The sequence below is a fragment of the Sphingomonas sp. P3_C5 genome, from assembly GCF_056402635.1.
The window spans coordinates 948,251-962,477 of record NZ_JBFUHA010000001.1; the positions used below are offsets into that span (position 1 = coordinate 948,251).

The window sequence follows — 14,227 nt, forward strand, 5'->3', positions numbered from 1 at the left end:
AAGGGTGATCGCGAAATCGACGACATATGCCTCGGCCTGATTGCGGAATAGGTGCGGGAAGGGCATGTGCGCCGCATGACTGATACCATCGCACACATCGATATGCCCTCCACCATTCCTACCCGCTCCGTGGGAGAAGAGCGCCTTGCCCGCCGCATGGCGCGCGGGGCCGCCTTCCTCGGCAGCGATGTCGCCATTCTGTGCGGCGCCATGTCCTGGGTCTCGGAACGCCATCTCGTATCGGCGATGTCGAATGCGGGCGGCTTCGGCCTGATCGCGTGCGGCGCGATGACCCCCGAACTGCTCGATGCCGAGATTGCGGGCACCAAGGCACTCACCGACAAGCCGTTCGGCGTGAACCTTATCACCATGCATCCGGGCCTGTTCGACCTGATCGAGGTCTGCAACAAGCATGGGGTCGGCCATGTCGTCCTCGCGGGCGGGCTGCCGCCAACGGGATCGATCGACGCGATCAAGGCGAATGGCGCCAAGCTGATCTGCTTCGCGCCGGCGCTGTCGCTCGCCAAGAAACTGATCCGCTCCGGCGTCGATGCGCTGGTCGTCGAGGGCATGGAGGCCGGCGGCCATATCGGCCCGGTCTCGACCAGCGTGCTTGCCCAGGAGATTTTGCCCGAGGTCGCGGAAGCTGTGCCGGTGTTCGTCGCAGGCGGCATCGGCCGGGGCGAGGCGATCGCCGCCTATCTCGATATGGGTGCGGCCGGCGTTCAGCTCGGCACCCGCTTCGTCTGCGCGACTGAGTCGATCGCGCATCCGGCATTCAAGAAAGCCTTCATGCGCGCCTCGGCCCGTGATGCTGTCGCCAGCGTCCAGATCGATCCGCGCCTGCCGGTCATTCCGGTCCGCGCGCTCAAGAATGCGGGCGGCGAGCTGTTCACCGCCAAGCAGCGCGAAGTCGCGCAGTTGCTCGATGAGGGCAAGGTCGAGATGATGGAGGCCCAGCTCCAGATCGAGCATTATTGGGCGGGTGCGCTGCGCCGTGCAGTGATCGATGGCGATGTCGAGCATGGCAGCCTCATGGCCGGCCAGTCGGTCGGCATGGTGACGAAGGAAGAACCGGTCGCCGAGATCATCGCGACCTTGATGGCCGAGGCGGCGCACGCCCTGGAGAAGCGCGCCGCCTGAGCTTTTAGAGTCTGATACAGAAGTCGGCACCAGCCCGCTCCCCCACCCGATCTCCCACAGAATACGCTGAATGGGAGGCCGGGTGGGGGAGCGGGCTGGTGCCGTTTCAGCGAAGCTGGAACAGACTCTACCCGGCAACCGGCTCACGCCGTCCCCGGCTCAGGCGCCACACTTCGACTGCGCCCTGCCAGAGCATGACCACGCCCACCGCGATGATCGCGATTCGCAGTGCCAGATTGAGGCTGGTCTCGAGCTGGGCGGCCTGGCCTGCGGGCATACCGGTCGAGATCACTATGGCCCAATGGCCGGCGTTATAGATCACTGCGAGCATGGCCACCGTGGCGACTATGGTCGCGATGTTGAGCAGGCCGTTCATCAGCGTCCGGCGCGGCCGCAGCCAGGCGATGATATTCTGCACGAGCTGCGCTGAGAGCAAGGCCAGGATCGGCCACCAGAGCTGCGTGAAGATCGGCCCCGGCACCAGCTGGAAATTGGGCCCGCCGGTGGCGAGCGGGATATGGATCAGGCCGATCCACCATAGCAGGAAGGCGATTCCCCAGGCGATTTCGAACGTCGATTCCCAGCGGCCCTTCCGCTTGAGCCGCACATCGGGGAGCTGTTCCGGCTTCCAGCGCTGAAGGTGGTCCCTGGGGAAGCCGGTCCGCTCGAGAACGGCGAAGACGATGGTGATGATCCCCACATTGATCAGCAGCGACGTCCAGAGACCGGCGACTGTCTCAGCGACCGCGCGGAGGGGGTTATGGTCGCCGAACAGCACATTGGCGACGCCGACCACCAGCACCACCGCGACGATGATCACCGCGACGATCTTCAGCACGAAGAGATAGAAGGGGAAGACATCGGGCCCGATCAGCCATTGCTGCTTCTGGTAGCGGGACGCGACCACCAGGGGATGGCCAAATTCCTTGAGCAGCGCGCTGGTCTCGTCCTCGCGCAACGGCCGGCCCAGGCTTTCCTCCCGGTCCTCCATGCGCGTGACGAGCTCGTCGCGAAGCTCGGCGGTGATGTCATCAGCCTTGGCGGACGGCAGGGTCCAGCGCACGGCGTGAAGATAGCGGTCTAGCAGGTCCATCACATTTCCCTTTCGGTCAGGCGCAGGATCGATTCGGAGATCGCGTTCCATTCGCCGAGGAGTTCAGCGAGGATCGCCTCGCCGTCGGGCGAGAGGCGGTAGAAGCGCTTGTTGCGCTTCGCCTCCTCGCGCCATTCACTGGTAAGCAGGCCCTGCGCCTCGAGGCGCCGGAGCAGCGGGTAGAGCGCGCCCTCGTCGATTGGCAGCCCGGCATCCTCCAGGCTTTGACGCAACGTGTAGCCGTATCGCTCCACCCGTAGCGCCCCGAGCACCGCGAGGATCAGGGACCCTCGGCGGAGCTCGATGCGCAGCTTTTCAAAAAGATCGTCTTCCACGGGCATTTCCTGTGTCCTACATGGTGTATGACACATACTGTATGACACACAGGTAAATGATTCGCAACCCCCTGATTGCAGCGCTGGTCGGGCGCCCCGCTGGTCTGATAACCAGCATCCCGGATGCGTTTATGAGGTTCGATGATGTCGGAGCCGGAGACCCGAGCAGGATTGCCGATCCTGGCATTTGCCGATGCCGCCGCGTGGGAAGCCTGGCTGGCCGCGCAGCCTCGCAGCGCGCCGGGTGTCTGGCTCAAGCTCGCCAAGGCAAGCGCCCGCGTGGCTTCGGTTTCAAAGGCCGAGGCGATCGACGGCGCGCTCTGCCATGGCTGGATCGACGGCCAGCTAAACCCTTATGACGAGAATTGGTGGCTGATCCGCTTCACACCGCGCAAGACGCGCAGCATTTGGTCCGAGAAAAACCGGACTCGCGCAGGCGAGCTGATCGCCGCCGGGAGGGTGGCGGCGGCGGGCCATGCCGAAATCAATGCGGCGAAGACGGATGGCCGCTGGGATGCGGCCTATGCCCCGCAAAGCACCGTTGCCATGCCTGACGATCTCGCTGCAGCGCTAGCGGCGGAACCCGGAGCGCGCGCCTTTTTCGACAGCCTCGAATCATCCAATCGCTACGCGATCCTCTACCGCGTCCACGAAGCGAAGAAGCCGGAGACGCGGGCCGCTCGGATCGCGAAGTTCGTCGGTATGTGCGCGCGGGGCGAGAGGGTGCATGCCAAGGTGGAGAAGGCCACTAAATGAAGAGGGCAGCGGCCCGGTTCGAACTGGAAGGCGCTATCAGCGCCGCCACCGACGCCTGCCGCCGCCGCGAAGCAGTTTCACAAGGAGGAGCAGCAATATCGCGCCGACGGTAGCGTTGATGATCGCGTTGATAATGCCGGCGCCAAGATGGACGCCCAGCTTCGGCAAAAACCAGCTCCCGACAAAGGCTCCCAAAACCCCGAACAGGAGGTCGCCAAGGAGCCCCAGGCCCGTCCCCTGCACAATCTGGCCAGCCAGCCAGCCCGCGACGAGGCCGACGAACAATATGATCAGCAGGCCTTCGCTCGATATATACATGGTTCACCTCTGGCTCGGACGCCGCAGTGCAGGCGGGATCGGACTGTTTGTATGAATTGGATCAGCTCGAACGTCTGATCTGATTACATCGACTAATCGGCAACGCATCGATGTCACGATAGTTCCGCGGGCGAAACGGAATGCACGCGAGCCGAGCGCATCGCGGACGCTACGGCGTGGCAGGCCCTCTGCTCAGCTCAGGAAAAAGACCGCAATCGCAGCGCCGCCGCCGAACACGCCGGCTATCAGCATCGACAGGATCGTCGCCACCATCGATCCGGAGCGCCGCTGGCGGAAGCTGTTGCGGTTCCCGGGCTTGCCGAGCTTGAGCTCGACCAGGCCGGCCAGTGCGCCGCCCATAGCCGTGCAGCCAAGCGTCACGATTGCGCCGGGAATGGTCTGGAGCGCGATCGCGATCGGCAGGATCACGCCGAGCGGCGCCGTCATCGCCAGCGCCGCCATCAGCTTGGCCCTATCGACCTGCTCCTTGGCGACCGGTGAGACCGCGATCAGATCGGGCGCGTCCTCGGCCGAAACCGTCAGCCAGGCGAAACTGCCGACCAGTTGGCTCGCGATCAGCACACTGGCAAAGGCGAGGCCCGGTGCGAGCGGCGGATGGCTGCCGCGGCCGCCGAACGCCACAAAGGCAAGCGGCGCGAGATAGACGAGCCGCAGGATGATCTGGAACGCTAGCGCCGGGTCGCGCGCCAGCAGCCGCCATTCCTTGGCGAAGACCGATCGGACCAAGCCGGCATGGAACAGCCGCGATATCTGCCGTCCGGTCGGGCGCGCGCGGGAGAGCCGCACGCCGCCATCCTGATAACCGCTGAGGAACAGGCGCTGCAGCGTTGCTCCGGCCAGCACGAACAGCAGCAGGCCAGTCCCGAGCAGCACCAGGATCGCGAGCGGATCGCCCAAAGCGGCGCGGCCCGGCAACGCGCTCAGCCCGGCATCGCCGATCCCGCGGGCGTGAAGCTCATTGAATACAGCCACCATGCTCGTTTGCCGTCGGTCGCTATGCGAGAAGATCTGCGAGACGAGGAACACGGTGCCGCCGAGCAAAGCCGCCGCAATCTGGCCGATGGTGCGCGCGGCGCGCGGGCCGACCAGCATCGCCAGCGCGAGCGTGATGGCGATGCCGAACGCCGCGGCGCTAAGCGCGAGCGCGCCGAGCAGCGCGACTATCCCGAACAATTGCGGATGACCGAGTGTGGCAACCGGCACCACGATCGCCAGCAACAGGATCGCATAGGTCAGCGCAATCGAGCCGGTGATGCCGAGCAGCTTGGCGAGCAGTACCGTCCGCCCCTCGATTGGCGCCGAGAAGAGCAAAGCGAGGTCGCCCCTTTCGTACAGCGTCCGCTGGCTGCCGATCATTGCCTGAGCGGTCATGAAGGTGAAGGCGACGATGCTGCCGGAAAGAATTGCGGTCCTGAGCCCGGGAAAGGTCGGGATCGGCTGGTCCCGGAGAAGCACTGCCAGAAAGCAGCCAAAGCCGAGCCAGGCCAGCACCATCGCATAGCCGATCCAGCGCGTGGCGCCGCGTTTCGATCGCGATCGCCAGGTCAACGTCATTTCATGCCATGCGAGCCAGGCGAACGAGCCCGGCGCAAGCGTTGCGCCGATGTTCACACGCCGCTCGTCAGGCGGATGAAGGTGTCTTCCAGCGTCATCCCCTCGGTGCCGGCGCGGCCGCGCAGGTCCTCGAGCGTACCTTCGGCGAGCAGCTTGCCGCCGGCGATGATGCCGATCCGGTCAGCCATGCGCTCGGCGACTTCGAGGATATGCGTGGTCACGATCACCGTCTTCCCGTCATCGACCTGCGCGCGTAGCGCATCCTTCACGGAGCGCGCCATGCTCGCGTCGAGCCCGGTCAACGGCTCGTCGAGGATCAGCAGCTTCGGATCATGGATCAGCGCGCCGGCGAGCGCGACCTTCTGCTTCATGCCGCGCGAAAAGCCCTCGCACCGCGTATCGCGCTGCTCCCACAGATCGAGCCACTGGAGCAGCCGCTCAGCCTCGGCCGCCGCCGCGTGCGGCTCCATCCGCCACAACCCGGCGACGAAGGCGAGATACTCGGCCGGGGTCAACTTGTCGTAGAGCATCGGCTCGTCGGGCAGCCAGGCGGTGATCGCCTTGGCCTCGAGCGGATTGCGCAACGCATCGATGCCGAAAATCTCGATGGTGCCCGCATCGGGTCTTGCCAGGCCCGTCACCATCCGCAGCGTGGTCGTCTTGCCCACACCATTGGGGCCGAGCAGGGCATAGAGCTGCCCCGCGGCGATCTCGAGGTCGAGCCCCGCGATCACCGGCTTGTCGAAGCTCTTGGCAAGGCCGCGAATGCGCAGGGCTGGTTCAGTCATGGCGCGGGACAATAAGCGGTGTTCAGCCGTCGTCCACCCGGAACAGCTCCTCGACGCTACGCCCCAGCGCCGCCGCCAGCTTCAGCGCCAGCATCGTCGACGGTACGAACACGCCATTCTCGACGGTGTTGATGGTCTTGCGACTGACCCCAATTCGGTCAGCGAGCTCGGCCTGGGTCAGCCCAAGCCGGGCGCGTTCCTCCTTCAGGCTGTTGAGCAGCCGCTCAGCCACCCTTCAACGCCTTGCGCTCGAGAGTGCCGAAGCGCAGCAGCGCGAGCGCGATGCCATAGGTCACGACCAGCCGCACTGCCTCGCGCGCCGAGAGCGGCTCGTAGAAGCTGAGGACATAGACAAGGGCGGCAGTGCCCATCGCGCCCCAGAAGCCGAACGCCAGCGCCCGCCGGCGATGGTCGAGCGTCGTCTCGTCGTTGAGCAACGCGCGGATGCGCGCGCCGCGGAACAGCCCGCCGCCCACCGCAAGGAACATCAGCAATGCCGCCGCCCAAACGATCCAGGCCGCGAGATGGAGGGTCTGCGGCCGGTTTAGCGGCAGCTCGTCGCGAAAGCTGGCGCCTTGGGAGGCGACAAACACCACGGCCATTACCGTTGCGGCGCGAGCGCGGCCCCATGCAATACGGTCGGCAAGGTCGGTCTGACTGGTCATTTCCTGTTCCCTGTGTAACTCAGAGGTTACATGTAACCCACAGGTTACTTTGATGTCAAGCCGTGGCTCGCGCGCGGCGAATGGGGTTCCTTCGCGGCGGTCCCTTCGATAGGAACCGCGCCATGGTGCAGACGCATGACGATCAACCGGTCGAAGGCCGCTTCGACGGGAAGCAGCACCGATTCCCGGTGCGCGTCTATTTCGAGGACACCGATCTGTCGGGCGTCGTCTATCACGCCAATTACCTCCGCTACATGGAACGCGCCCGGTCGGACATGCTGCGGCTGGCGGGCATCGACCAGCGTGGGGTCCATGAGGCAGGCGGCGGCGCCTATGCGGTCAGCGCGCTCGCGATCCGCTACAAGCGCCCGGCGCGGCTCGACGATGCGCTGGTGGTGGTGACCAGATTGACACAGATACGCGCTGCGTCCGTCGATATTCATCAGAGAGTCATGCGCGGGGCTGAGATACTAACCGAAGCTGATGTGACGGCGGCGCTGGTGGCTGTATCAGGCAGGCCGACACGCCAGCCGCTCGCATGGATCGAGGCGTTCAGGCGTCTGGTGGACCAAGGGGAAGACGATTCGTGAACGACCTGTTCTTCAATACCAACAGTGCGACCATCTCGCCGGCCGCCACCCATTTCGTCGTGCTGGTGGTGATGGGCGGCCTGCTGCTCGCCAGCATCTGGACCTGGGCGATCATCGTCAGCTTTGGCGTGCGGATTGGAGGCATCCGTCGCAGGATCGACCGGTTCGAGCGTGATTTCTGGAAGGCCGAGGATATCGACGCCTTTTACCGGGTCGAGAGCGAAAGCGATCTGCCAGTGGCGAGGGTCTTCTCGGCAGGCGTCCGGGAATGGCGGCGATCGACTGCGATCGGCTCGGTCGACCGCGACGGCACGCGCGAACGGCTGGCGACCGCGATGGGCTCGGCTGTTGCAAGCGAGGTCGACAAGCTGGCTGACCGCCTCAACATCCTCGCGACGGTGGGGGCCGTCGCGCCGTTCGTCGGCCTGTTCGGTACCGTGCTCGGGATCATGGGCAGCTTCTCCGGCATCGCCAGTGCGCAGAACACCTCGCTCGCGGTCGTTGCGCCGGGCATCGCCGAGGCCCTGTTCGCGACGGCGATCGGCCTGTTCGCGGCGATCCCCGCTGTCATCGCCTATAATCGCTTCAGCCACGGCACCAACAAGATCGAGGCGCGGCTCAACCGCTTCGCCGACAGCTTCCACGCGACGCTCAGCCGCCAGCTCGAGACCGATGTGAAGAAGATCTGATGGCGATGCAGCTCCCCTCGCAGCGCGGCCGCGGCCGGCGGGCACCGATGGCGGATATCAACGTCACGCCGCTCGTCGACGTGATGCTGGTGCTGCTGATCATCTTCATGGTGACGGCGCCGCTGCTCACCGCCGGCGTCCCCGTCAATCTGCCCGACAGCCGCGCCAAGGCGCTCGATCAGGACCAGCAGCCGGTCCAGATCTCGATCGAGGCCGGCGGCAAGATCTTCGTCGACAAGGATGAGGTCACCGACGCGATCCTGCCCGACGTCCTGCAGCAGATCGTCTCGAAAGCCGGCGCAGGCGCTGTACCCGGCCCGGACGGATCCAAGACACCCCAGGTCTTTCTGCGCGCCGACAAGAGCCTCGATTATGGTCGCGTGATGCGGGTGATGGGTGAGCTCAACCATGCCGGGCTCAACCGCGTGGCGCTGGTGACGGTGGGCGACGACGCCAAGTGAACGGACGGGTGGCCTGATGCAGCGATCGGAAATGGTTGGGCTCGGCGTGTCCGTGCTCGGCCATATCGCGCTGCTCGCGCTGCTGACCCTGAGCTTCTGCGCGCCGCCCAAGGTCGAGCCGCCGCACACGAAACCCATCGAAGTGTCTTTGGTCGACGATGTCGGGCTGGTCTCGACGACACCGGAAGCCAGCGAGCCGGCTGAATCGAAGGCGCCCGAACAGGGCCCACCCGAAGAGGCCGCCGCTGCGGCGAAGCAGGAGGCCGAGCCCGATCCGACCCCGCCCGCCCCCCAGCCCAAGGCGGCGCCGCCGCCCAAGCCCGCACCCGTAGCGAAGCCTCAACCGAAAACGCCCGTGGCGCCGGCGCCTGACAAGGCCAAGACCGAGACCAAGCGCACGGCCGCGCCGGCCAATACCGCGGCGACTACCCGCGGGACTGGAAGCAGTGCTCGGTCAACCAAGGCCCGCCAGACCGGCCTCAACCTCGACGATGTGCTGAAGGAAGGATTCGGGACCAGGCCCTCCCCTTCGACATCCAAGGCGACGCCGGGCGTGGTGCTGAACGCCAAGGCCATGGCGGATATCATTTCGGCGATCGCCCGGCAGATCCAGCCCTGCGCCGATCGCCAGGTCATTCCCGGGCCGGGCGCCAACCGGATCGCGGTGAAGCTCAACCTGAAGCTCAATCGTGACGGCACGCTTTCGGCAACGCCTAAAATGGTCGGCAGCCCGAGCGGCGTGGACGAAGACAATGGACGCTATGTCCAGCGTGTGGTTGATCTCGGTGTCGCTGCGTTCAAGGGCTGTTCACCACTCAGGTTGCCCGATGAATATTATCAGACCTCAGCCGGCGGCTGGAGCAACATCAACTTCACCTGGCAATTGAAGCATTGAGCGAGGCACGCATGACCCTTCGATTCTCCATCGCAACATTCTGGCTCCTCGCCGTCGCTGCCTTTGCCGCGCCCTTGGCGGCGCAGACTCCACCGGCACCAGACCAGCAGCAACAACCCCCGACGGCTGGTCAGACGCCGCCGCCAATCGAAGTCTCGGTGACGGGCGGAACCTCGGCGCCGCTCGGGATCGCCATCCCGGTGATGCCGACCGCGTCGGCTGTGAATACGCCGGCGGGCCGCACTGACGAACTCGGCCGGCAACTTGCCCAGATCGTCAGCAATGATCTGAAGGGCTCAGGCCTGTTCAACCCCGTTGGCGCTGAAGCGCTGAAAAATATCGGCTATCCCGAGGTGACCGCACCCTCCTTCGATTATTGGGGCAGCGCCGGCGCGCAGACGCTCGTCCAGGGATTCGTCCGCGCCAATGACGACGGCACGCTGACGGTCGGCTGTTATCTCTACGACATCTTCGCGCGCACTGAACTGTCGCGGCAGGGCTTCATCGTAACGCCGGGCGACTGGCGCCGGGCCGGGCACAAATGCGCCGACATGGTCTATACCCGCCTGACCGGCGAAGGCCCCTATTTCGACAGCCGCATGGTCTATATCTCGGAGACCGGCCCCAAGGCCCACCGCCTCAAACGGCTCGCGATCATGGACCAGGACGGGGCGAATCACCGGTTCCTGACCAACGGACAGTCGATCGTGCTGACCCCGCGCTTCTCGCCGGATCAGAAATCGATCGTCTATATGAGCTATCTGAATGATCGCCCGGCGATCTATGTGTACGATATTGGGACAGCGCGGCAGCGCCTCGTCGTCAACAATCCCAACCTCACCTTCGCGCCGCGCTTCTCGCCCGATGGCCGCTGGATCCTGTTTTCGATGGCGGTTGCGGGCAACACCAACCTCTACCGGGTCGAGGCGACCGGCGGCTCGCCGCAGCGGCTGACCAACAGTCCGGGGATCGATACCGGCGGCAGCTATTCGCCAGACGGCACGCGCATCGCGTTCGAAAGCGACCGTTCGGGTACACAGCAAATCTATGTCATGGGTGCCGACGGATCGAACCCGACCCGCATCAGCTTTGGCGGCGGACGCTATGCGACTCCCGCATGGAGCCCGCGCGGCGACCTGATCGCCTTCACCAAAATCGGAGGCGGTTTCCGCATCGGGGTGATGAGCCCGGGCGGCGGCAACGAACGCCTCCTGACCGACAGCTGGCAGGACGAGCAGCCAAGCTGGTCGCCCAATGGCCGGGTGCTGGTGTTCTTCCGCTCGCATCGCGGCGGCGCCGGAAATGCCGATCTCTGGTCGGTCGATCTGACCGGGGTCAATGAACGCAAGCTCGCGACGCCGCTCGATGGATCCGATCCGACATGGGGACCGTTACGCCCATGAGGGAGGATTGCAGCCATTTCGGCTGAACGTTGACTCTCGTTAACCAATACCCGATGCCCCGAGGGTCGATTCAAAGCGCACCCGAAACGACCCGGACACGAAGGAGACGCCAGATGGCCAGATTGACCACGACGCTGATCGTTGCCGCAGCAATCGCAGCGACCGCCGGATGCAGCCCGAAGCCGAAACACATCCCGCCCGGGCCTGGCAATCAGGGTGAAACGCCGGTCACGCAGGACAATGTCCGGCCCGGCTCGCGCGCCGATTTCGAGCGCTCGGTCACGAGCAACACGGTGCACTTCGCGCTGGACAAATATGACCTTGATTCGGAGGCGCGCGCGATCCTCGACAGCCAGGCAGCATGGCTCGCGCACTGGCCGAACGTGCCGGTCAGCCTCGAGGGGCATTGCGACGAGCGCGGCACCCGCGAATATAACCTCGCCCTCGGCGATCGCCGCGCCAATGCGGCGAAGAACTATCTCGCGTCGCGCGGCATCAACCCGGCGCGCATCTCCACGATCAGCTATGGCAAGGAACGCCCGATCGCACTCGGCTCGGATGAGGCGAGCTGGGCCCAGAACCGCCGCGCGGTGACGATCGTCCTCAACTGACGAACCGACTCGGGACACCCAGCTTGAGACAGGGCGGCGCGTGCGAAAGCACCGCCGCCCTTTTCGTGCCTGGCTTCGCACACCCGATTCCCCTTGCATCACCAAAAATCCCGATATAAAAGTGATATCACATTAACGGGAGGGTCCCATGTCGGATTCGGTTGCCAGGAATACCGCGCTCACGCTGTCGAGCGAACGTGCGGCCGCCACGTCGAGCGGCTATATCATGCTGTTGATCATGCTGCTTGCGCTTGTCGCGGGCGTTTTCGGTGCGTTCGTGGCGGATGACGACCCGCTGCTCGGCGGCACGATCATCGCCGTTGCGGTGGTCGTTTTCAGCTTCCTGCTGTGCGGTTTCTACATGCAGCAGCCCAACCAGGCGACGGCGATCACGCTGTTCGGCTCCTATAAAGGCACGGACCGCAACACGGGTCTCCGCTGGCTGTTGCCATGGCTCGGCCGCAAGAAGGTCTCGCTCCGCGCCAACAACATGATTTCCGAGCGGCTCAAGGTGAACGATCTGCGCGGTAACCCGATCGAGATCGCGGCGCAGGTGGTGTGGCGCGTGACCGACACCGCCCAGGCGCTGTTCGATATCGACGATTACAAATCCTTCGTCATCGTCCAGATCGAGGCGGCGGTGCGCACCATCGGCGCGCGCTATCCCTATGACGATTTCGAGCATCAGGAGGTCACGCTGCGCGGCAATCACGATCAGGTCAGCGCCGAGCTGCGCACTGAGCTGATCGCCCGACTGGTCGTCGCCGGCATCACAGTCGACGAGTGCGGCTTCACTCACCTTGCCTATGCGCAGGAGATTGCCGGCGCGATGCTGCGCCGCCAGCAGGCCCAGGCGGTCGTCGCTGCCCGCAAGACCCTGGTCGAGGGCGCGGTCGGCATGGTCGAGATGGCGCTCGAGATGCTGTCCGCCAAGAATGTCGTCGAGCTTGACGATGAGCGCCGTGCCGCGATGGTCTCGAACCTGATGGTCGTGTTGTGCGGCGAGCGCGATACCCAGCCGGTGGTGAACACGGGCACCCTCTACCAATAGGCATGTGGCGTTGAGCGTTCCTCCCAAAAAGTCATTCCCCCTGCGCCTCGACCCCGCCCTCTACGCGGCGGTCGAGCGTGCGGCGGCGGCTGATCTCAGGAGCGTCAACGCCCAGCTCGAATGCCTGCTCCGCGAGGCGCTGTCGAAACGCGGGGTGAAACTCGAAGCGCCGGTGCGGGCCAAGCGCGGCCGCCCCGCCAAGACTGGAGATACGGAATGATCGGCATCTTCACGACGCAGGCCCGTCTGCCCTGGCTCATCGCAGTGTCGGCCGCGCTGCTCGGCATCGGGCTGCTGTCGTACCAGCTCTGAAGGGACAGTCATGACGATCGACGATGCGAAGCGCTCGTTTCAGGTTCGCGAAGGCTATTGGTTCGCGCCCAAGCCGTTCGGTGTCGGCGCGATACCGGTGACCTGGCAGGGCTGGGCGCTGACGCTCGGCTTCGCCGCCGCACTGCTGCTCGATATGCATTTCGTGAGCGCGATACTGCCCAAGATCGTGATCGCCTTTACGCTGACGGCGGCGATGCTGGTCATCACCTGGCGCAAGACCGATGGGGACTGGTATTGGCGTTGGGGACCAAAGCGCTAGGCGCAAGGCCGAGTTGCAGGTTGGCTGGCCAATTGTACACAATATGGAGTGCCTTCGAGTACATTCTGTATCCTAATCCCACACAATTCGGTTGACCGGCGGTCAGGGTTGGGCTTACCTCAAATGACAATGGGGCCAGGTATCGAGCCGCTGTATTTCGACGCGATCTGGAGAGCCAATCCAACCTGGGGGCCCCTTGCGATGCGGACAGTCGTTGCTGCAATATTTTCAGCGATAGCCCTATTCATCGCGACATCGGCATCAGCGTCAACCCTGGACAAGGTGAGAAGCCGCGGCTTCCTGATCTGCGGGACCAATCCCGCCACCGCCGGCTTCAGCATGCCGGGCAGCAACGGCAAATGGACCGGCTTCATGGTCGATTATTGCCGGGCGGTCGCCGCTGCCGTGCTCGGCGACGCATCCAGGGTGCGCTTCATTCCGGTGAACACGAAAGAGCGCTTCACGGCGCTCCAGTCGGGCGAGATCGACATTCTCGCGCACAACGTGACCTGGTCTTCTTCGCGGGACACATCGCTTGGCCTGCTCTTCGCCGCGACGATTTTCTACGACGGCCAGGGCTTCATGGTGAAAAAAGAGGACCATGTGGCCTCCGCCAAGGACCTGAACGGGGCGACGATCTGTGTATCGCAGGGCACCACGGCTGAGCTGAATATCGCTGATTATTTTCGCGCAAGGGGCATGCGGTACAACACGCTGGCCTTTGCCGACGAGCAGGCGGTGATCCGGGCATTCGAGCGCGGACGATGCGATGTCTATTCCGCTGACACGTCGAGCCTGAATGCTGCGCGGATGCAGATGGCGCATCCCGAAAGCAGCGCGGTATTGCCTGAGTTGATCTCCAAGGAGCCGCTCGCGCCGGTCGTTCGCCAGGGCGACGACCAGTGGTTCAACATCGCCAAATGGACCTTGTTCGTGATGCTGAGCGCTGAGGAATATGGCGTTTCATCGGCAAACGTCGATGCCAATATGAGCTCGAGGAACCCGAATGTCCGGCGCCTTCTCGGCGTCGAAGGTAATATCGGGAAGAATGTCGGCCTCGGCCCGAAATGGACGTACAACGTCATCAGGCAGGTCGGGAATTATGCCGAGATATTCGAGCGGAATATCGGCCGGAATTCGCCCCTCAAGATCCCGCGCGGCATGAACGCACTCTATAGCCATGGCGGGCTTCAATATTCGCCGCCAATCCGTTGATTGGATCACACTCACTGTCGGGCGCGCCTGTCAGCCGGCGGAAATCA

Annotated in this window: 19 protein-coding genes; 12 read left to right on the forward strand and 7 right to left on the reverse strand. The window is 64.5% G+C overall.

From position 1 onward, the window contains the following. Positions 1 to 156: 156 nt before the first annotated feature. Positions 157 to 1,143, forward strand: a complete 987-nt coding sequence (locus AC1DVS_RS04595; protein ID WP_478021261.1) for an NAD(P)H-dependent flavin oxidoreductase — start codon at positions 157 to 159, stop codon at positions 1,141 to 1,143. Positions 1,144 to 1,270: 127 nt separating this feature from the next. Here AC1DVS_RS04595 and AC1DVS_RS04600 read toward each other — a convergent pair whose 3' ends face one another. Both AC1DVS_RS04600 and AC1DVS_RS04605 read right to left on the reverse strand, forming a co-directional pair. Beyond that, complete coding sequence (locus AC1DVS_RS04600; RefSeq protein ID WP_478020644.1) at positions 1,271 to 2,236, reverse strand: hypothetical protein; 966 nt, start codon at positions 2,234 to 2,236, stop codon at positions 1,271 to 1,273. After that, complete coding sequence (locus AC1DVS_RS04605) at positions 2,236 to 2,571, reverse strand: PadR family transcriptional regulator (protein ID WP_478020646.1); 336 nt, start codon at positions 2,569 to 2,571, stop codon at positions 2,236 to 2,238. The genes AC1DVS_RS04600 and AC1DVS_RS04605 overlap by 1 nt, the downstream gene beginning before the upstream one ends. 141 nt (positions 2,572 to 2,712) lie before the next feature. Between AC1DVS_RS04605 and AC1DVS_RS04610 the strand changes: the two genes are divergently transcribed. Beyond that, positions 2,713 to 3,327, forward strand: coding sequence for a YdeI/OmpD-associated family protein (locus AC1DVS_RS04610; RefSeq protein WP_478020647.1), 615 nt, complete (start codon positions 2,713 to 2,715; stop codon positions 3,325 to 3,327). 36 nt (positions 3,328 to 3,363) lie between these two features. On the opposite strand, the gene AC1DVS_RS04615 is transcribed toward AC1DVS_RS04610, so the two are convergent. The 5 genes from AC1DVS_RS04615 to AC1DVS_RS04635 form a co-directional block, all read right to left on the reverse strand. Then, positions 3,364 to 3,645 carry a GlsB/YeaQ/YmgE family stress response membrane protein gene (locus AC1DVS_RS04615; RefSeq protein WP_478020649.1) on the reverse strand — a complete coding sequence of 94 codons (282 nt, stop codon included), beginning with the start codon at positions 3,643 to 3,645 and terminating at the stop codon, positions 3,364 to 3,366. Positions 3,646 to 3,837: 192 nt separating this feature from the next. Continuing rightward, on the reverse strand, positions 3,838 to 5,277 hold the full coding sequence (locus AC1DVS_RS04620; protein ID WP_478020651.1) for a hypothetical protein: 1,440 nt from the start codon (positions 5,275 to 5,277) through the stop codon (positions 3,838 to 3,840). Beyond that, on the reverse strand, positions 5,274 to 6,008 hold the full coding sequence (locus AC1DVS_RS04625) for an ABC transporter ATP-binding protein (protein ID WP_478020653.1): 735 nt from the start codon (positions 6,006 to 6,008) through the stop codon (positions 5,274 to 5,276). Before AC1DVS_RS04625 ends, AC1DVS_RS04620 begins: the two co-directional genes overlap by 4 nt. Before the next feature lie 22 nt (positions 6,009 to 6,030). Further along, the gene (locus AC1DVS_RS04630; protein WP_478020655.1) at positions 6,031 to 6,240 is read right to left on the reverse strand and encodes a helix-turn-helix transcriptional regulator; all 210 of its coding nucleotides are present in this window, start codon (positions 6,238 to 6,240) and stop codon (positions 6,031 to 6,033) included. Beyond that, positions 6,233 to 6,673 carry a hypothetical protein gene (locus AC1DVS_RS04635; protein WP_478020657.1) on the reverse strand — a complete coding sequence of 147 codons (441 nt, stop codon included), beginning with the start codon at positions 6,671 to 6,673 and terminating at the stop codon, positions 6,233 to 6,235. Before AC1DVS_RS04635 ends, AC1DVS_RS04630 begins: the two co-directional genes overlap by 8 nt. Before the next feature lie 122 nt (positions 6,674 to 6,795). Between AC1DVS_RS04635 and ybgC the strand changes: the two genes are divergently transcribed. The 10 genes from ybgC (at position 6,796) to AC1DVS_RS04685 (ending at position 14,180) form a co-directional block, all read left to right on the forward strand. Next, positions 6,796 to 7,263 (forward strand): tol-pal system-associated acyl-CoA thioesterase, encoded by a 468-nt coding sequence (gene ybgC / locus AC1DVS_RS04640; protein WP_478020658.1) that lies wholly within the window; start codon positions 6,796 to 6,798, stop codon positions 7,261 to 7,263. After that, positions 7,260 to 7,952: a protein TolQ gene (tolQ, locus tag AC1DVS_RS04645; RefSeq protein ID WP_478020660.1), complete on the forward strand. Its 693-nt coding sequence runs from the start codon at positions 7,260 to 7,262 to the stop codon at positions 7,950 to 7,952. Before ybgC ends, tolQ begins: the two co-directional genes overlap by 4 nt. Next, the gene (tolR, locus tag AC1DVS_RS04650) at positions 7,952 to 8,413 is read left to right on the forward strand and encodes a protein TolR (RefSeq protein WP_478020662.1); all 462 of its coding nucleotides are present in this window, start codon (positions 7,952 to 7,954) and stop codon (positions 8,411 to 8,413) included. The genes tolQ and tolR overlap by 1 nt, the downstream gene beginning before the upstream one ends. Positions 8,414 to 8,429: 16 nt before the next feature. After that, positions 8,430 to 9,308 (forward strand): cell envelope biogenesis protein TolA, encoded by an 879-nt coding sequence (locus AC1DVS_RS04655; protein ID WP_478020664.1) that lies wholly within the window; start codon positions 8,430 to 8,432, stop codon positions 9,306 to 9,308. Positions 9,309 to 9,319: 11 nt separating this feature from the next. Then, positions 9,320 to 10,711, forward strand: a complete 1,392-nt coding sequence (gene tolB, locus AC1DVS_RS04660) for a Tol-Pal system beta propeller repeat protein TolB (RefSeq protein WP_478020665.1) — start codon at positions 9,320 to 9,322, stop codon at positions 10,709 to 10,711. Positions 10,712 to 10,824: 113 nt separating this feature from the next. After that, entirely contained in the window at positions 10,825 to 11,322 is a 498-nt protein-coding gene (gene pal, locus AC1DVS_RS04665; protein WP_478020667.1) for a peptidoglycan-associated lipoprotein Pal, read from the forward strand. Between the two features lie 148 nt (positions 11,323 to 11,470). Next, positions 11,471 to 12,373 carry an SPFH domain-containing protein gene (locus AC1DVS_RS04670; RefSeq protein WP_478020669.1) on the forward strand — a complete coding sequence of 301 codons (903 nt, stop codon included), beginning with the start codon at positions 11,471 to 11,473 and terminating at the stop codon, positions 12,371 to 12,373. Positions 12,374 to 12,383: 10 nt separating this feature from the next. Further along, positions 12,384 to 12,593, forward strand: coding sequence for a type II toxin-antitoxin system antitoxin (locus AC1DVS_RS04675; RefSeq protein ID WP_478020671.1), 210 nt, complete (start codon positions 12,384 to 12,386; stop codon positions 12,591 to 12,593). Between the two features lie 102 nt (positions 12,594 to 12,695). Continuing rightward, a complete protein-coding gene (locus AC1DVS_RS04680; RefSeq protein WP_478020673.1) occupies positions 12,696 to 12,965 on the forward strand; it encodes a hypothetical protein in 270 nt (89 codons plus the stop codon). A gap of 282 nt (positions 12,966 to 13,247) precedes the next feature. After that, positions 13,248 to 14,180 carry an amino acid ABC transporter substrate-binding protein gene (locus AC1DVS_RS04685; RefSeq protein WP_478020675.1) on the forward strand — a complete coding sequence of 311 codons (933 nt, stop codon included), beginning with the start codon at positions 13,248 to 13,250 and terminating at the stop codon, positions 14,178 to 14,180. Positions 14,181 to 14,227: the final 47 nt, after the last annotated feature.